The following is a 17,711-nucleotide window of genomic DNA, read 5'->3' as shown; positions in this document are numbered from 1 at the left end:
CAACAGGATGAATTCACTGTCCCCCGATCGGGGGACACCGCCACGGGGATTTGTGCACGTTTTTCCGCGCCGACCGCGGAAAAACGTGCACAAATCCCTGGTCAGCGGAGGGGGTTGAGAGCGCCCAGCACCTGGGCGACCAGGGTGTCGATGTCGGCGCCGGTGGTATCGACGACGAGATCCGGGTTCTCCGGCGGCTCGTAGGGGGCGTCGACGCCGGTCAGGCCGCGCAGCTCACCGGCCTTGGCGCGGGCGTACAGGCCCTTGGGGTCGCGGCGCTCGCACTCGCTGCGCGGGGTGGACACGTAGACCTCGATGAACGGCAACTTGGCGACGGTGCTCAGCTCGCGTGCGGTGTCGCGGTCCGACTTCAGCGGCGACACCAGCGAGGCCAGCGCCACCACACCCGAGTCGGCCAGCAGCCGGGCCAGGTGACCCACCCGGCGGATGTTCTCGGCCCGGTCACCGGCCGAGAATCCCAGGTCGTCGGACAGCCCGTGCCGGATGTTGTCGCCGTCGAGCAGATAGGCCACCTGCCCGCTTTCGACCAGCGCCCGCTCGACCGCGACGGCCAGCGTCGACTTCCCCGATGCCGGCAGCCCGGTGAACCAGATGGTCGCGCCCCGCTGCCCGGTCCGCGCCCACCGGTAGGACCGGTCCAATGACGAATGGTGCCAACGGATGTCGCTGCGCGAGTGGGTGCCGAGCTTCACCTCGCGCGGCTCGGTGATGGTGCCGGCGCCGACGGTGTCGTTGGACGTCTCGTCGATCAGGATGAACGCGCCGCTCTCCCGGTTGTCGCGGTACGGGTCGGCGATGACGGTCGAACTGGTCCGCAGCGTGACGGCGCCGATGTCGTTGAGTACCAACTCGACCGGCTGATCGATGTCGTCCAGCGTCTCGGGGTCGAGCCGCGTGTGCAGCGCCTGCACCGTGGCGCGGACGGTGCGGGTGCCCTGCTTGAGCGCCAGTCGGTCACCGGCCCGCAGCGGGGTCTCGGCGAACCAGCACACCGTCGCGTCGAGTTCGCGGGCCAGCACTGGGACCGACGCGTTCTCGGCACTGCTGACGAGCACGTCGCCGCGGCCGACGTCGATGTCGTCGGCCAGCTCGATCGAAACCGACAGTGGGGCAACGGCTGTGGTGCGGTCGTCATCGAGCGTGTCCACAGCCGTGACGGTCGAGCTGGTGCCGGCCGGCAGGCTGAGCACGGTGTCGCCGACCTTCAGGGTGCCGGCGGTCAGCCGGCCGGTGTAGCGACGGCGCAGCTCGGCGGTGGGGCGGGACACCCACTGGATGGGCAGCCGCAGCTTCGCCGGTTCGGGTTGTGGCGCACTGAGTTCGATGCCCTCGAGGTACTCCAGCAGCGTCGGTCCCTCGTACCACGGGGCGTTCTCCGAACGGTGCACGACGTTGTCGCCGAGCTTGGCCGCGAGCGGAATCACGGTCAGGTCCACCGCGCCCAGCCGGGCCGCGACCTTGCCGAGCTCGTCGTGTACCGCGTCGAACCGGGCCTGGTCGAAGTCGACGAGGTCGATCTTGTTGACCGCCGCCGCGAAATGCTTGATGCCCAACAGCTTTGCGATCCGGGCGTGGCGCAGGGTCTGGCGCAGCACGCCGGCGCGGGCGTCGACCAGCAGGATCGCCACGTGCGCGTTGGAGGCGCCGGTGAACATGTTGCGGGTGTAGCGCTCATGGCCCGGGGTGTCGGCCAGGATGTAGCTGCGGGACTCGGTGGAGAAGAAGCGGTAGGCCACGTCGATGGTGATGCCCTGTTCGCGTTCGGCGCGCAGGCCGTCGGAAAGGGCTGCCAGGTCGGCCACACCGTCGTCGTCGGTGACGGCGTCGAGGTGGTCGAGCGGCAGGCTGTCGGTGTCGTGCAGCAGCCGGCCGATCAGGGTGCTCTTGCCGTCGTCGACCGAGCCCGCGGTGGCAATGCGCAGAAGTTGCCTGGTGCTCATCAGAAGTAGCCCTCTCGCTTACGGTCTTCCATCGCCGCCACCGACGTGCGGTCGTCGGCCCGGGTCTCGCCGCGTTCCGACACGGTCGCAGCGGAGATCTCGGTGATCACGCTCGCGATGTCGACGGCTTTCGACCGCACCGCGCCGGTGATGGTGAGGTCGCCGACGGTGCGGTAGCGCACCCACTCGACTGCCGCCGATTCGCCGGGACCGGGTTGGGTGTACTCCGACACGGCGAGCAGGATGCCGTCGCGCTCGAACACCTCGCGTTCATGTGCGAAGTAGATCGACGGCAGCTCAAGGTTTTCCAGCTCGATGTAGCGCCAGATGTCGAGCTCGGTCCAGTTGGACAGCGGGAACACGCGGACCTGCTCGCCCTTGCGGATGCGGCCGTTGTACAGCGACCAGGGCTCGGGCCGCTGGGCCCGCGGGTCCCACTGGCCGAACTCGTCGCGGAAGCTCAGGATGCGTTCCTTGGCGCGGGCGCGTTCCTCGTCGCGGCGGGCGCCGCCGAATGCGGCGTCGAAGCCGCCGGCCTCCAGCGCATCCAGCAGCGTGCGGGTCTGCTGCCGGTTGCGCGAGGCACCCGGTCCCGGATCGGCCACCCGGCCGGTGTCGATGCTCTCCTGCACCGACCCGACGATCAGCTTGTGCCCCTGGCCCGTCGTACGGCGATCCCGGAAGTCGATGACCTCCGGGAAGTTGTGGCCGGTGTCGACGTGCAGCACCGGGAACGGCAGCGGACCGGGCCGAAATGCCTTCTCCGCCAGGCGAAGCAGGACGATCGAGTCCTTGCCCGCGGAGAACAGCAGCACCGGGCGTTCCAGCTCGGCCACGACCTCGCGGATGATGTGCACGGCCTCGGCTTCGAGCAGCCGGAGTTCGTCGACCTGGGTATCTGTGGTGCTCATACCGGCAGCCCCTCCTTTTCGGCTTCGGCGCGGTAGCGCTCCACCCATTCGTCAGAACGCTGATCGGCCTGACGTTCCAGCACCGGTTTCGGTGCGAGCCTGCGGTCCTGACCGAGCGCCTCCAGCACATCGCCGACGACCTCGGTCAGGTTGCGCCACAACACCGGATACGGCACTTCGATCCGGTTGACGTTCTCCTCGGCGAACCAGTTCTGCCAGCCCTCTTCCTGGGCCCGCAGCATCTTCACGACGTGGGCGATGGCGCCGGCGTGGTACTCCGCGCGAGCGTCGCGCACCGGGTCCGGGCGGCCCCGCCACACCCGCGTCTGCACCGCGCGCCAGAACGAAACCGCCTGGGACACCACGTCGGGCCGGTGGATGTGGATGAGCACCGGGTCCGAGCCGATGACGTCGCGGATGGCCGCCAGCAGCCCGTCACCGGAACGGTCCGGCAGGTCCTTGGCTCGTCGTTGCAGCTGCGCGGTCTGGTTCCACATGAGCTTGCCGCCCCAGATCCCGTTGGGTGTGCGGCCGGCGGTCTGGATGTAGTCGCGCCAGATGGTCGCCGGCGCCAGTTCGGGCCTGCCGTCGATCAGCGGGTCGAGGAGCCGCAGGATCGACTCGTCCTCGGTGTCGGCGAACCACTCGCGCGGCTGCGGCGACATGCTGCTGTGTGGCAGGTACTGGAAGAACTCCTGCGGTTCGCCGGCCACACCGGTGGCGCGCAGCGACTCGACCAGAAGCGTGCTGCCGCTGCGCTGTGATGCGAGGACCAGATAGGCCGTCGGTGCTGTCATGGCGCAAGAGCCTAGCCTGCACCGAAATCCCTTGCAGAAGGGGATTTTTCGCACAATGAGTATTAGTCTTGCGACGTCGAATCCGCGTTGATTCCGCGGTCGGAGGCCGCCGCCGAGCGGCTCCGTGCGGGGCGTCCGTGGATGCTCAGATACGTCCCGGTGTAGCGGTCCGAGATCTGAGTCCCGGTGAAATCCGAGGGTATGACATCGCCCGTCTGCTGTCGCCACGTGTTGAGCTTGAGGGCCAATTGCGCTGCCACCGCGTGATATTCGGGCTGCACGTCGAGGAGCAGATTGTGCCGCTCAGTGGGGTCGGCGTGCAGGTCGTACAGTTCGCGGGCGGGGCGCGGGTCGCCGATGGCCGACTGCACCGCGCGGCCCGGTGGACTGTCGGCGATGTCCCACGGCAGGTCCAGCAACGGGCGCGAGGCATAGTTCTCGATGTAACTGAAGTCTTTTGTTCGCACTGCGCGAATGGGGTCGAACGAGTCGTGATAGGTCTTGGCGGTGTAGACCTCCTCGCGTACCACGGGCTGGGCCCCGGCCCCGGTCAGCGCCTCCGCATGCGACAGCCCCTCGACGGCGGCCGGAACGGGTACCCCGAGCAGGTCCAGCAGCGTCGGCAGCAGATCCACCCCGCTGAACAGTTCGTCGTAAACCCGTGGCTCGATGCCGGTATCGCGCGGTGGCCGCACGATCACGGCGATGCCGGTCCCGGCGTCGTACAGCGTCGACTTGGCCCGCGGCAGCGCCGGACCGTGATCGGTGAGGAACACCACCCACGTGTTGCGATCCAGTCCGCCGGCCTCGAGTGCGTCGAGCAGCTGCCCCACCGCCGCGTCGGCGACGGCGATGGACCCGTAGAACTCCGCCAGGTCGTCCCGCACACTGTCGGTGTCGGGCAGGTAGTCCGGGACGCTGACGGTGTCGCTGGCCGCGGGTTCGTAGCGTTCCCGCGGGTACGGCCGGTGCGTCTCGAAGAACCCGGTGGTGAGCAGGAACGGCTTCTGTGGTGGTTCCTCGAGCCATTGCACCGCCCGTTCGACGACGTACTCGCAGAAGGAGTTCGACACGTCGAACTCGTCGAACCCCAGCCGGGACGGGAACGACGTCTCGTGTTGCATTCCGAACAGTGCTGTGTGCCAACCGGATTCGGACAGCAGTTGGGGTAGCGTCTGGACGCCCGCGTAGTACTCCCACCCGTGGTGCGCGAGCCCGACGAGCCCGTTGCTCTGCGGGTAGCGCCCGGTGAAGATCGAACCGCGCGACGGTGAACACAGCGGGGCGGTGGCGTGGGCCCGGGTGAAGCGGATGCCTTCGGCGGCCAGTTGGTCCAGCCGCGGGCTGCTGACGTCGTGGTGACCGTACGCCCCGAGGTAGCGCCCGAGGTCGTGCCAGTGCACGAACAGCACGTTCTGGCCCGGCGTGTGGGGCATGGGTCGGCTACCTCCTGGCGATCATGGTCACGAAATCAGCCATGAAACCGCGAATTGCTTTACTGTTCAACGGTTTCGTGCGGCATGATTCGTGCCCGCCTCATCGCCACGCGAACACCGGCTGCTCCAGCTCGTCGACCGGGTCCGGCCGGCCTTCCAGCCCGAGCCAGCGCATCTGCAGCAGGACCGCGCCCGTGGGCGCGTGGATGAGGTCGTTGCCCAGCGGAATCTGGACCACCGGACGGTCGCTCTCGGGAATCGAGATGAACCGCGGCGAGTCCGGCCGCTGCAACTGGTGCAGCCCGACGCGGTACACGGCCAGCACCTCGTCGGGTGACGGCTGCGGGTCCAGCCGGCCGCCGCCCCACACCACCACGGGCGTGATGACGTATCCGGAGCGCGTCGCGTAGTCGTCGAGCAGCCCCAGCACGGATTCCTCCGCCAGCTTGATGCCGACCTCTTCGTGCAGCTCGCGCAGTGCGGCGTCCACGACCGTCTCGCCGGGATCGAGGCGCCCGCCGGGCAGCGCCCACTGCGCGGAATGCGAGTTCAGCCGGGACGTCCTGCGGCACAACAGGAACGCCGCGCCGCCGGCGACGTCGACCATGCGGCCGTCCAGATTCTGGTCGGGCAGCGGCCGGCCACCGATCCATTCGTCGACCGGGGCGGGGTCGATCCGGTCCTCACCGCGCTCGGAGTCCACCAGCACGATGGCCACCGCGGCGTGGCGCTTGGTGGGGTCGTCGACCACCCGCCGGCGGTGGCCGGCCAGGTGCGTCCCGATCTGCTCGCGCAGTGCGTCGTCGTACCGGATCGTCATCGGCCCGACGCTACGCGCCGGCTGATTCAGGTGGTGGGCGGCATCCCACAGGCCAGGTACACGTATTTGTTGGGCACGTCGAATGTGAATGCCCGGGCCGGCAGCGCGGCCAGCAGGTCGGCGGGTAGCGGCGTCTTGTAGCGCAGCGACATCGAACCCTCGAAACTCGGGTCGACCGCGGAGAGATCGGGGGCGTCCAGCAGCAGACCGGACTCGTCCAGCTCGGCACGGACCATGGTGCCGGCGGGCGCGTCCCACAGGTGGTTGACGGTCTTGGCGCCCTTCTTCGGCACCGACGACAGCGTGCCGAGCAGCCGCTTCTCGGTGATCACCAATGCGCCCACCAGGCTGCGGAGGGTGCTCTTGGCGACCTTGCCGGGGACGTGGCCGGAGAACCGGAACGTCACCGGGATGAACTCGGCCACGTGCAGCAGCCCCTCGGCCTGGAGCTGCTCACGGATGTCATCGGGCAGGTTGCCGATGCCGAGCAGCTTGCGCAGCAGTACAGCCATGCCTTCAGCGTAGGCCCCGGGGGTGAATGCCCCACGAGAAACGGCGCCGAGCGTGGACGTGTTGTCTCACACTCGGCGCCGCGTCGGTGGTGACGGCCGTCAGTTCTGCGCGGGCAGGACGTGCTCTCCGGTCTTGTCCGTGGCCAGGCACAGCGAGCAGATGTAGCCGCCCTCGGCCGAGGCCAGCATGTCGGGCCGCTCGTACTCGTGGTGGCACTTCTGGCACAGCAGGTGCGCGTCGGACGGGTTGCCGTGCTCGTCGTACATCGGCAGGTCGATGCCGTCGTCGGTGCGGCGCAGGTAGTACTTGCCCTTGGTGGCGATGGCGATGATCGGCGGCAGCACCACACCGAGCCCGATCGCCACCAGCGGCGAGTAGGGGGTCAGCGCCGAGCCGAGTCCACCGAAGAACGCCACCACCGACAGGCCCGCCGCGATCAGCATCGAGCCGAAGCCCACCGGATTGAAGGCGTACAGCATGCCGCGACGGAACTCGGGCTCCTTGGGCGACAGCTTCAGCAGGTACTTGTTGAAGACGATGTCGCTGGCCACCACCACAACCCAGGCCATGCCGCAGTTGGCGTAGAAGCCGAGGATGGTGCTGAGGAAGTCGAACATGTTGGCTTCCATCAGGATCAGCGCGATCAGCAGGTTCACGCCGAGGAACACCAGGCGGCCGGGGTAGTGGTTGGTGATGCGGGTGTAGGAGTTGGTCCACGCCAGCGAGCCCGAGTAGGCGTTGGTGACGTTGATCTTGATCTGGCTGATCACCACGAGCACCACGGCCAGGGTCATGGCGAGCCAGCCCGGCAGGAAGTTTTCGTAGATCGACAGGAACTGGTGCACCGGCTGGTTGGCGATGCCCGCGCTGTCGGCGACATTGGCGATCAGGTAGACGGCGAGGAACAGGCCGACGACCTGCTTGATGGCGCCGAAGAACACCCAGCCCGGGCCGGCCAGGAACATCCAGGTCCACCAGGAGCGCTTGTTCTCCGGGGTCTTCGGCGGCATGAACCGCAGGTAGTCGTTCTGCTCGGCGATCTGCGCGATCAGCGACAGACACACACCGGCGGCCAGCAGCGTTGAGCCCATGTCGAAGCCCTGGATGTGGTCCTTGCCCTGGTAGGCGAAGAACTGCCCGACCGATTCGGGGTGGCTGATCAGCAGGTAGACGAACGGCGCGACCATCAGGATCAGCCACAGCGGGGTGGTCCAGACCTGCAGCGTCGAGAGCACCTTCATGCCGTAGATGACCAGCGGGAAGATGATCAGTGTCGACACCGCATAGCCGAGCCACAACGGCAGGCCCAGGCCCAATTTGAGGCCCTGGGCCATGATCGACCCCTCCAGCGCGAAGAAGATGAAGGTGAACGTCGCGAAGATGACGTTCGTGACCACCGAGCCGTAGTAGCCGAAGCCACTGCCGCGCGTCACCAGATCGAGGTCGATGTTGTAGCGGGCCGAGTAGTAGGCCACCGGGAACCCGGTCAGCAGGATGACGACCGCGAAGATCGCGATGCCCGCCAGTGCGTTGGTGGTGCCGTACGAGATGCCGATGTTGGCGCCGATCGCGAAGTCGGCCAGGTAGGCGATACCGCCCAGTGCCGAGATGCCGACCACGCGCGTCGACCATTTCCGGTAACTGCGCGGCGCAAAGCGGAGGGTGTAGTCCTCCAAGGTTTCGCGTGTCGCGGTCAACCGGTCCTGATCGACGTCCGGTACAGCGGCAGGCGACAGCGGCTCCTGGCTGAGGTCTTGGGTCATGGTTAGCGAAGCTATGGTCAGTTTGTTTCGTGCCCGTGACAGTTATGTTCCGGGCGGTAGCGAATTTCCAGCGCGCGAGCGCATCCCGGAAGGAGACCGGTGACGAACCGCAACCGCTGGCTGATCGGGGCCGCGGCCGTGATCGGTTACGCCCTGCTGTGGGTGGGCTGGGCAGCGCAATGGCCCTGGGTGACGGCTTTCGACACGTCGCTGCTCGCGCCCTTGCACCGGTACGGTGCGGCACATCCCGGCTGGGTGGTCGGCTGGCAGTGGTTCTCCTTCGTCTTCGGACCCTGGACCTTCCGGATCATTGCGGTGGTGATCGCGTTCGTCGCGCTCGCACGGCGACAGCGCCGCACCGCGCTCTTCCTCTTGATCGGCATCGCCGCGACCGGTCTGGTCACCGAGATCGCCAAGGACATCGCCCAACGGGCGCGGCCGCTGACGGCGCTGGCACACGAACCGTCGTGGTCGTTCCCCTCGGGGCACGCGCTGGGCACCATGGCCGGTGCGCTGGGGCTGTGTGCGGTGTTCCGGCTGTGGGGGGTGGCGCGGCAGCGGCTGATCGAGGTGCTCTGTGCCGTCATCGTCGTGACCGTCGGGGCGAGCCGGGTGGTGCTCAACGTGCACAACCCGACCGACGTCCTCGCAGGGTGGTTGCTGGGTGCGCTGTGGTTCCTGATCTGCGTGCCCTTGCTCGCGCCAGTGCTTGCGTCGGCCGGGTCTCAAAGCCGAAGCCCTATCGTGCCCAAACCTTGACCCGCCCTGGCTTGACCTTCCAGAGGGCGGTTCTCGACCATGGACGGGTGCGCCGACTGTTCGCTTTGCTGTGTGCTGCCGCGCTGGCGGTGGCACTGGCGCCCGTCGGCAACGCGGTGGTCACTCCGTGGTTCGCCAACTCGGTGGGATCGGCCACGCAGGTGATTTCGGTTGTGGGCGTTGGTGGTTCGTCGGCCAAGATGGACGTGTATCAGCGAGGGCCCGCAGGGTGGGACGCCGTCGCGGTCGGGATCCCGGCGCACGTCGGCTCCCGGGGCATGGTCCCGCAGAGCCACGACGGCAACCTGCAGACCCCGATGGGCATCTTCACGCTGCCGTTCGCGTTCGGCACCGCCGCCAATCCCGGCACGGGTCTGCAATACGTCCAGACCACACCTGATCACTGGTGGGACGGCGACATGAAGAGCCCCACCTACAACACCATGCAGGTGTGCAAGAAGGCGCAGTGCCGCTTCGACACCGATCCCGCGAGTGGCACCGAGAACCTCGACATCGCACCCTACAAATACGCCGTGGTCATGGGCGTGAACCCGCAACGGACGCCCGGCAACGGTGGCGCGTTCTTCGTCCACATCGGTGACGGCCCGACGGCCGGATGTGTGGCGATCGACGAGGGCACCCTGGTGAAGATCATGCGATGGCTGCAACCGGGAGCGCTGATCGCCGTTGCCAAGTAATCAGATATGAAGGGCAGCACCGAGTTTCAGCTTGAGCGGCATCGCCGCGTCGTGGGTGCGGTCGTGGCTGTGGATCTCATCGATGCCGCCCCTGTCGGGCGTTGCGGCACACCGGGCGCACAGGCTCGGCAGGTTTCGTCCACAGGGCGGGCACAGCGGACGAAAAGCAATCTGCGAGAACGCCGTTCGCACGTGTCCCGAGCTGCGACGACGCGTTCGCACGTTAGGGTGGTGGGGTTATGAGCCACCAGCTGGGGTTGTCGATCGGGACGACCAACCTGGTCGCAGCGCGCGTCGGTGAACCGCCCATGGTGCGGCGCGCGGTGCTGCGCCTGTACCGTGACCGCGCGCCCCAGATCGGGTTGGCCGCGGATGCCCTCGACGACGGCGTGACACTCACCGGCTTCGTTGAACGCGTCGGCGACCCGGTGCCGATGGTGGCGCCCGACGGCACGGCGTATCACGCCGACCAGTTGGTGGCCGAGGCGTTGGACGCCCTGATCGAGGCCGCGGGCGGCGAGCCGCCGACAGGACAGCTGGCGATATCCGTTCCGGCGCATTGGGATACCGCGACGCTGCGGGCGATGCGGACCGTGATGCGATCCAATCCCAGCCTGGCGCCCAACGGGGTTCCGGCGCGGCTGGTGTCCGACGCGGTCGCGGCACTGACCGCACTGCACGCCAATCCGGGTCTGCCCGCCACCGGCACCGCAGCGCTCCTCGATTTCGGCGGTGGTGGCACCAGCATCACGCTGGCTGCCGCGGACACGTCGTTCGAGCCCGTCGAGACCGTTCGGTACACCGAATTCTCCGGGGAGGCCGTCGACCAGGCGCTGCTGGCGCACGTGCTCGACCGCGTCGGTGGTGCCGGGGGAGTGGACACCGCAGGCACTGCGGCTGTGAGTTCACTGGAGAAACTCCGTGAATCCTGCTGTGCGGCAAAGGAAGCACTGTCGGAGGCCGAGACGGCGACGGTGCCGGTGGACATTCCGGGCCACCAGGGCGATGTCGAGGTCACCCGCGCCGAGTTGGCCGAACTGCTCGACGAACCGCTGACCGGGGTGCTGGCGGAGCTCGATGAGCTGTTGCAGCGCAACAACATTGCGTGGCGGTCCGTCAGCTCGCTGGTTGCGGTCGGTGGTGGCGCGCGGATCCCGGTGATCAGTACGCGGCTCGCCGCACATCTCGAGGCGCGTGGCGCCGCGGGCATTCTCGTCACGACCCCGCAGCCGGCGCTCGATGCCGCGGTGGGTGCGGCACTGTTCGCGGTGTACGGCGCCGACGCCGACGCCAAGACCGGCATGGCGCCGGCCGCATTGCTGGGCACCGCACCGACCGCGGCCGTCGACGGCGGGCCTGCCACCGCGCCCGCGGCCATCCCCGAACTCGACGTGCTCACCGACACCGCGGCAGCCCGGGTGGTCAAAACCACCGGGCCGTCCCTGGCCTGGTCCGAGGACTCCGACGGCGGCGGTGACCTGCTGCCCTACACCGGCGACGACGTCTTCGGTGACACCACGACCACTCGCGCCATCGCGCAGTATGTGCCGCCGGCCGCCGCGGTGGCCACCGAGCCGTCCAAGGCCTGGCAACGGCTCCCGCTGGTGGTGTTCGGCGTCGCGATCTTCGCCGCGATCGCGGCCGTGGGCGGCGTGACGATCGCGCTGACCGGTGACCGCAAGCCCGTCGCGCCGCCGACCACCCCGCCGCCGTCACTGAGCGAATCTCCGACGCCACCGCCGGCGCCGCCGGCCGAACCGGCGCCGCCCAGCACTGTCACCGTCACCAACGAGGTCCCCGCACCGCCACCCCCGCAGCCCAGCCCGACGTACCAACCGCCGGTCACCCACGCGCCGGCGCCGACGCACACCACCACGACGCACGCGCAGACGACGACTCCGCCGCCGGCGACCACCACCGCCACCACGAGCGAGCCGCCGCCTCCGCCACCACCACCGCCTACGTCGGAGACGCCGACCTCGACGACGCCGACCATGACGACGAGCTACATCCGGCTGCCGTTCGTGCCGGTGCCGATCCCGATTCAGGTCCCCAAAGGCCCGGACCAACCGGTCGAATCCCAGCCGCCGGCCAATCCGTACTACCCGGGACAGCAGCAGTACCCGTACGGGCAGTACCCGCAGCAGTATCCGCAGCAATACCCCTATTGATAGGCGGAATTGCATCGGATCTCGCTGATTTGAATCCCGTATTGACTATTGACGCAGGCGTCGGAACGTCAGTGTGAACAGGAAATTTACTTGCTCGCATACCACAAATGCGGCAATCTTGTTCTATGAATTCGACAAGAACACGCGTCGGGTTGGCGGCCGCTGCGGCCATGGTTGCGCTGGGCACTCTGGGTGCGATCTCCGCTGGAGTGACCGATGGAGGCGCCGTCGCCGGCTCCGACCACGCCCCGACCAACACCGTTTTCAACAGCCCGGAAGTCCCCGAATTCAACAACGGGGCCACCCAAACCTGGTCTCCGGCGGCATCAACTGCTTCAACGATGAGCGCAGCGCCGGGAGTTAAGGCAGGATAGGGCCCCATGAAGACTGCATGGGGTGTTGCTGCGGCAACTTCGCTGGGTGCTGTGGCCTTGATGTGTAGTGGTGTGGCGTCCGCCGGTTCTGCGCCCAATGTGGTCGGCCAGAAGTTCAGTGACGCGCGGTCGGCGCTGTCCAGTGCTGGATTCAAGCCGCTGGTCTCGACGACGGTGGGCGACCAGCTGCAGTGGCCGAACTGCGTTGTGACCAATCAGGTGGCCCGCACGGTGGCAGCGCCGGCGAACAGCGGTGGTTCGAGCAGCAGTCAGGTTTTGCTGTCGCTGAACTGTGAGGCGGCGTTCGCCACTGCGGGTAGCCCCGGTAACTCGCTGGGTAGCCCGGCGGGTTCGCAGGCTTACGCCTCGGCGTCGGCATCGGCCGCAGCGGCTGCTTCGTCGGCGTCCGCCGCAGCCGCGGCTGAGGCGGCAGCGGCCGGCGAAGCGGGCCAGGTCTGGGAGGGTCAGAACTCCGACCGCTGAACCTGAACCGGTATTGCTGGACGGTTTCGGTTTCTCGATGGTGCGGAATACGCGGCTGTCTGCACACCTGCGCGTTCGGTATTGCTGTTCTCGATGCTCGGGTAGGGATTCGCTGGCTGGCGTAGAGATTTGGACAAGCGTACGTTTTGCTGACTGCTGGTTCGCGCTCGCGTGCCCGTGACGAGAATGCCGCTCTGACAGGTGATTTCAAGCGTGTCGTAAGTTGCGCCAAGTCTGTCTGAGCGGCTTGTATATCCCCTTGTGCCGGAAATGGATCGTCGAAACATGATGCGCGCGTCGGGGCTCGGCCTGCTGGCCGCCGCCGCGATGCCGTCCCCCGCCGCTCTGGCGGATCCCCAACCGGGCAGTTCGCCCACTGCGCCGCTGGCCCCGCAGCCTGCCGCGCAAACGCCCACGTACATCTTCCACGATGAGTTCGACGGCCCCGCCGGGTCGCGGCCCGACCCGGCCAAGTGGAACATCTCGCCGCGGCGCGAGACCATCAAGAACCCGGTGTTCTGGGACCGCCCGGAGAACATGGGTCAGTACCGCGACGACCGTGAGCACGTCTTCCTCGACGGCAAGGGCAACCTCGTCATCCGCGCCACGCGCGATGCCAACGGGAAATACACCAGCGGCAAGGTCTTCGGCACCTTCTGGGGTGGCATCAACACCACCTGGGAAGCCCGGATCAAGTTCAACTGCCTGACCAACGGCTGCTGGCCGGCCTGGTGGCTGTCCAACGACCACCCCGTCGTCGGCGGCGAGATCGACCTGGCCGAGTGGTACGGCAACGGTGAATGGCCGTCGGGCACCACGGTGCACGCCCGGTCGGACGGCACGTCGTTCGACACGCACCCGCACCCGATCGACGGTGGCTGGCACACCTGGCGCGTCACCTGGAACGACGCCGGTATGTCGTTCTGGCAGGACTACACCGAAGGCATGCAGCCGTACTTCTACGTGCCGGCGAACTCTCTGGACGACTGGCCGTTCAACCTGCCCGGCTACTCGGTGTTCCCGGTTCTGAACCTGGCGGTGTCCGGTTCCGGTGGCGGCGACCCCAAGGGTGGCAGCTACCCGGCCGAGATGCTCGTCGACTACGTGCGCGTCTGGTAAACCTCCGACAACTGTCGATGGGCCCCGCTTCGGCGGGGCCCATTCTCATTGGGGGCCGCGACCGCGGAACGTGGTGCCGGCCCGCTCCAGCAGTCCGCGTACGCGGGTGATTCCGTAGCCGGTCTCCTCGGCGAGCTGGCGGATGCTCTCGCCGTTCTCGTAGCGGATGCGCAGTTCCTTGCCGATGCGTTCGGCCGTCGTCGGGTCCAGCCGGACGTGCTTGGTCACCGGCGGCACGTCGATGGCGCCCCCGGCGTAACCCTTGTGGACCTGGCCGCGCGGCGTGACATCGGCGGCGGACTCGTCGCCCCACGCCGTCCAACCCGGCTGCGGATGCCGGGCAAACAGCTCCAGATACGGGCCGGGCGAGCAGGCCTCGATGAATCCGTACTGCTCGTCGGGCTTGCGGGAATGCTCCCGCTTGCGGGTCTCGATCATGTTGACCTGGCTGCGGGCGTGCGGCAGCGTGCGCATGCTGCCGCGCACGCCGAACAGGATGATCTCGGTGACGTTGCGGAAATAGAAGCCGACACCGCGGCCGTCGGGCCCGCCGTCCTTGCGCCGCTTGGCCCAGATGACGTTGGAGACGTAGCGGTAGCCCCACGCCTCCATGACGCGCAGCCCCTCGGGCAGCAGCGCGTTGGGCACCCACAGGTACAGGTGCGAGTCACGCGCGGCGACGGTGGACACCGGGATGTCGCAGATGGCCTCGAGATCGAGCGTGGAGTACCGGTCAAGGCGCCGGTGCTCCGGTGCCACCTTGCCGGTTCGATTGGTGAAACGCCAAGGCGGATCGGCCAATACGGTCTTCCAGCCGCCATCGATGGTGGGCAGCGGCGGCGGCGCGGCGATATCGCGCAGGGGGGCGGCCTTCGACTCGGCGCCGGCCTGATCGCTGCGTTTCGCCACGTTGTCACTCCTACCTTCGAATTAGATCTTTTCGAACGGAGAAGATCTTCACGAAATCGTAGGCGATGGCACCGACAGGTCAGGCTTCCCAGAGGCCGATGTCGTCTGCGGGTTGCCGGTCGTCTCGAACCGGGGCGTGGTCGGCCCAGGTGCGGGCGCAGATCGCGACGGCCAGCAGCGGGCAGCCGCCGCTGTCGCCGCGCTGCATGCGGGGCCGCAGCTTCTCGGTGTTGGTGGTGGTCGTGGTGGCCAGGATGCGGCGGGCGCGCTCGTCGTCCATGCCGGCCTCGATGCCCAGGCGGTAGCCGAGCGTGCGCAGGTCGGTCTGCGTGCGGGTGATGATGACGGCGACGTCGATCAGCGCCGCGTCATACAGCGCCCGGTACGCGCTCAGGTCGCGATCGAGGTTGCCGTCCTTGGCATTCCACTCCACATCGAGGGCCAGCCGGTCGACGAAGTTGTCGACCTTGTAGCCCTCGTTGAAGACCTCGGTGTCTTCCAGCGTGGGGTGCATCTCGCCCGCCGGCTTGTGCGGCATCTTGCGCAGTTCCAAGCGGATTCGGGTGTCCACGCGTGCCTCACGCCAGCCCTTGTTGCGGAAGGCGGTGTTGAGGCGGGCGGCGAGTTCGGTCTCCTGGCCGCCGGGCTGGACGAGATCGTCGGTACGGAGCTGGAATTCGTGCAGGGCGGTGAGGAGCTCGTCGAACCGCTGCGGGTTGGTGGCGGCGAGGATCGCGGCGGCGTTGCGGGTTTCGATGAACTCGTACCGGTCGCGGATGTGCGGCGGCAGCACGCGGGTGTACGAGTCCGTCAGATCCACGGGGCGACGGTAGCAGTGCGCCGGTCCACGGAATAACCCGCGGAAGTCCGCCGTCGCATCGTGCTGTGCAGGCCCTTGATCTTTCGCCGCATGACCGGGCACTACACGCTGACCGAGGAACACGCCCGGCGGCTGGCTGCGACGGCGTTGCGGGGCTTGTCCCCCTAGTGACCCTCGCCGCCGCGCGTCAGCCCGTCGAGGAAGTCGCCGAGTTCGCGCTGCACCGTGTCAGGCTGTTCGGTGAGCAGGGCGTGGCCGGCGCCGGCGATGTCGACGATTCGCGTGCGGGACAGGTGGGCTGCGGTGTACTCGGCCTCGCTGCGCGGGATGTAGTCGCAGACGCCACGCAACAGCAAGACCGGTATCGACTGCAGACGTCGCAACGCGTCAGGGGTGAGCCCGGTGCCGGGCTCGCGTTGCAATTGCTCGTGCAGGTAGTGGCCGGGTGTGGAAGAAGGGGACGGCGGCGGTTCGCCGGAACAGGTGAGTCCGCCGGCGGCGAGGTCATTGAGTGTCGCGAAGCGCGCGTCCATCTCGGGGTCGTCGCCGAATACGTGTGCGGTGTCGGGATCGGTGAGCGTCAGCAGGTACATGAACAAGTTTCGTGGCGTGAGCGCGCTGGCGTACAGGCGCAGGGTTTGCGTGGTTGACAGACGCGCCTGTGGCTGCGGGATCGGCGCCGCGCGGCCCAGAACTGGCAACGAACCGGGTGACAGCAACACCAGCCCCTCGACCCGGTCGGGTTGCTCGGAGGCGAACGTCTCGATCACACCGGAGCCGGCGGAGTACCCGAGCAGCACGACCCGTGCCAGGCGGAACTCATCGAGCAACTCGGAGAGGTCGGCCACCGCGCGGGCGGTCGAGTACCCGGTGGGGCGTTCGAGACGCGACGCGTCACCCGCGCCGATCTGGTCGTAGAAGATGACGGTGCGGTCCGGCACGGCGCGGAGTATCGCGGTTTCTTCGGCCTGGCTGAACGGCACCCCGGGGCCGCCGTGCACGGCCACCAGCGGTGGCAGGTCGCCGGGTCGCTCATGAATCCGCACCGGCATCACCGCACCATCTCGCAGGTGGAGCCCGTCGGCGACCCGAGACGGCAGCGGCCTCGGCATCAGATACAGGCCGCTGGCGGCCAGTGTTGCCAGGCTGAGCGCGATGATCGTCGTACCGCGCCGGCCCAAGACGCCGACGAGCCGGGTGCCGACCCAGGCGGTACCGATCACGGCCGCCACCCCTACGGCGATCGCTGCCGATGCCGGCAACCCGACCGCTGCGCCGGCGATCACAGCCGCGCCTTCCAGAACCCACGCGACCACAACCACCGCTACTGCGGCGAGCACGGTTCTGGCCATCATCGACGCTCAGCGACGGGTGAGTACCGACTCCAACTGTTCGGCGGTGCGCGCCCAGCCGTTGTGGAAGTTGTCGTACTCGTGCGAGGGCAACAGAGAGTGCTCGATCTTCATCAGCGTCTCGCCCTCGCCGTGGGGTTCGAAGGTGACGTTGACGACGCTGGCCATCGTCGGGTCGGGCCAGTTCGAATTGCTCCACGTGAAACGAAGCAGTCGCGGACGGTCGATCTCCAGGAAGTGGCCGATGATCAGGACGATGGTGCCGGTGGCGTCGTGGTCGACGTCGAACCGCAGCTTGCCGCCGACATGGGGTTCGACGGTGATGGCGACGCACCGGGACGGGCGTGGGCACATCCAGTCCATCAACGACTCGACATCGAGCCACTCGCCGAACACCACGTCGGGGACTGCCGGCATGACGCGCTGCACGCGCACGGTGACGGGTTCTGTCATTGACCATTTCCTTTGCGTCGCAAGCGGTCTGCGAGGGCATCCGCCCGCACCGACCAGAAGTTGGATTGTTCGTTGATCCACTGCTGCGCCATGGTCAATCCCTCGGGGCGCAGGGACACCCAGCGTTCGCGGCCGCGGACATCGCGTTGTACCAGGCCCGCCGATTCCAGCACGCCGATATGCCGGGAGACGCCGGCGAACGTCATCGGCAGCGGGGCGGCCAGGTCGGTGATGCGCGCATCGCCTTGCCGCAGCGTCTCCAATAGCCGGCGGCGCGTCGGATCTGCCAGGGCGGCGTAGGCGCGGTCCAGCAGCTGATCTTCAACCATCTTGTTGACTATAGCGGCGGATCGTGCTCTCCTGGAACGGTGA

General features: G+C 67.8%; 17 protein-coding genes. 5 read left to right on the top strand and 12 right to left on the bottom strand.

Annotated elements, in window-relative coordinates; all coding sequences use genetic code 11:
* Positions 1-101: 101 nt before the first annotated feature.
* The 7 genes from cysC to ACJH6H_RS16850 form a co-directional block, all read right to left on the bottom strand.
* Positions 102-1,961, bottom strand: coding sequence for an adenylyl-sulfate kinase (cysC, locus tag ACJH6H_RS16880; RefSeq protein WP_318984719.1), 1,860 nt, complete (start codon positions 1,959-1,961; stop codon positions 102-104).
* The gene (gene cysD, locus ACJH6H_RS16875; RefSeq protein WP_064986140.1) at positions 1,961-2,872 is read right to left on the bottom strand and encodes a sulfate adenylyltransferase subunit CysD; all 912 of its coding nucleotides are present in this window, start codon (positions 2,870-2,872) and stop codon (positions 1,961-1,963) included. The genes cysC and cysD overlap by 1 nt, the downstream gene beginning before the upstream one ends.
* Positions 2,869-3,669: a trehalose 2-sulfotransferase gene (stf0, locus tag ACJH6H_RS16870; protein WP_020103908.1), complete on the bottom strand. Its 801-nt coding sequence runs from the start codon at positions 3,667-3,669 to the stop codon at positions 2,869-2,871. Before stf0 ends, cysD begins: the two co-directional genes overlap by 4 nt.
* Positions 3,670-3,731: 62 nt before the next feature.
* Positions 3,732-5,105: a sulfatase gene (locus ACJH6H_RS16865; protein ID WP_406775396.1), complete on the bottom strand. Its 1,374-nt coding sequence runs from the start codon at positions 5,103-5,105 to the stop codon at positions 3,732-3,734.
* 100 nt (positions 5,106-5,205) lie between these two features.
* On the bottom strand, positions 5,206-5,925 hold the full coding sequence (locus ACJH6H_RS16860) for a CoA pyrophosphatase (RefSeq protein WP_212808044.1): 720 nt from the start codon (positions 5,923-5,925) through the stop codon (positions 5,206-5,208).
* 26 nt (positions 5,926-5,951) lie between these two features.
* Entirely contained in the window at positions 5,952-6,437 is a 486-nt protein-coding gene (locus ACJH6H_RS16855; RefSeq protein WP_212808045.1) for a hypothetical protein, read from the bottom strand.
* Between the two features lie 99 nt (positions 6,438-6,536).
* Positions 6,537-8,201 (bottom strand): cytosine permease, encoded by a 1,665-nt coding sequence (locus ACJH6H_RS16850; RefSeq protein ID WP_212808046.1) that lies wholly within the window; start codon positions 8,199-8,201, stop codon positions 6,537-6,539.
* Positions 8,202-8,300: 99 nt separating this feature from the next.
* Between ACJH6H_RS16850 and ACJH6H_RS16845 the strand changes: the two genes are divergently transcribed.
* From ACJH6H_RS16845 to ACJH6H_RS16825, 5 genes are all read left to right on the top strand, one after another.
* Positions 8,301-8,960, top strand: coding sequence for a phosphatase PAP2 family protein (locus ACJH6H_RS16845; RefSeq protein WP_212808047.1), 660 nt, complete (start codon positions 8,301-8,303; stop codon positions 8,958-8,960).
* A 47-nt stretch (positions 8,961-9,007) separates the two neighbouring features.
* Positions 9,008-9,658, top strand: a complete 651-nt coding sequence (locus tag ACJH6H_RS16840; RefSeq protein ID WP_212808048.1) for a L,D-transpeptidase — start codon at positions 9,008-9,010, stop codon at positions 9,656-9,658.
* A 239-nt stretch (positions 9,659-9,897) separates the two neighbouring features.
* On the top strand, positions 9,898-11,829 hold the full coding sequence (locus tag ACJH6H_RS16835; protein WP_212808049.1) for an Hsp70 family protein: 1,932 nt from the start codon (positions 9,898-9,900) through the stop codon (positions 11,827-11,829).
* A gap of 380 nt (positions 11,830-12,209) precedes the next feature.
* The gene (locus ACJH6H_RS16830) at positions 12,210-12,686 is read left to right on the top strand and encodes a PASTA domain-containing protein (protein WP_244872704.1); all 477 of its coding nucleotides are present in this window, start codon (positions 12,210-12,212) and stop codon (positions 12,684-12,686) included.
* A gap of 270 nt (positions 12,687-12,956) precedes the next feature.
* Positions 12,957-13,805, top strand: coding sequence for a family 16 glycosylhydrolase (locus ACJH6H_RS16825; protein WP_212808050.1), 849 nt, complete (start codon positions 12,957-12,959; stop codon positions 13,803-13,805).
* 45 nt (positions 13,806-13,850) lie between these two features.
* Here the strand turns inward: ACJH6H_RS16825 and ACJH6H_RS16820 are convergent, their stop codons facing one another.
* The 5 genes from ACJH6H_RS16820 to ACJH6H_RS16800 all read right to left on the bottom strand — a co-directional run bounded on the left by ACJH6H_RS16820 (position 13,851) and on the right by ACJH6H_RS16800 (position 17,668).
* Positions 13,851-14,714 carry an MT-A70 family methyltransferase gene (locus ACJH6H_RS16820; RefSeq protein WP_212808051.1) on the bottom strand — a complete coding sequence of 288 codons (864 nt, stop codon included), beginning with the start codon at positions 14,712-14,714 and terminating at the stop codon, positions 13,851-13,853.
* Between the two features lie 79 nt (positions 14,715-14,793).
* Positions 14,794-15,534, bottom strand: a complete 741-nt coding sequence (locus ACJH6H_RS16815) for a BglII/BstYI family type II restriction endonuclease (RefSeq protein ID WP_212808052.1) — start codon at positions 15,532-15,534, stop codon at positions 14,794-14,796.
* A gap of 164 nt (positions 15,535-15,698) precedes the next feature.
* Positions 15,699-16,889, bottom strand: coding sequence for an alpha/beta fold hydrolase (locus tag ACJH6H_RS16810; protein ID WP_212808053.1), 1,191 nt, complete (start codon positions 16,887-16,889; stop codon positions 15,699-15,701).
* 6 nt (positions 16,890-16,895) lie between these two features.
* On the bottom strand, positions 16,896-17,339 hold the full coding sequence (locus ACJH6H_RS16805; protein WP_212808054.1) for an SRPBCC domain-containing protein: 444 nt from the start codon (positions 17,337-17,339) through the stop codon (positions 16,896-16,898).
* Entirely contained in the window at positions 17,336-17,668 is a 333-nt protein-coding gene (locus ACJH6H_RS16800; protein ID WP_212808055.1) for a helix-turn-helix transcriptional regulator, read from the bottom strand. Before ACJH6H_RS16800 ends, ACJH6H_RS16805 begins: the two co-directional genes overlap by 4 nt.
* Between the last annotated feature and the right edge of the window lie 43 nt (positions 17,669-17,711).

Origin of the sequence: Mycobacterium sp. SMC-21 (genome assembly GCF_045310825.1) — a bacterium.
In the GTDB taxonomy this organism is placed as follows: domain Bacteria; phylum Actinomycetota; class Actinomycetes; order Mycobacteriales; family Mycobacteriaceae; genus Mycobacterium.
The sequence above is the reverse complement of the archived record's forward strand: the minus strand, read 5'-3'. Positions and strand labels throughout refer to the sequence as shown.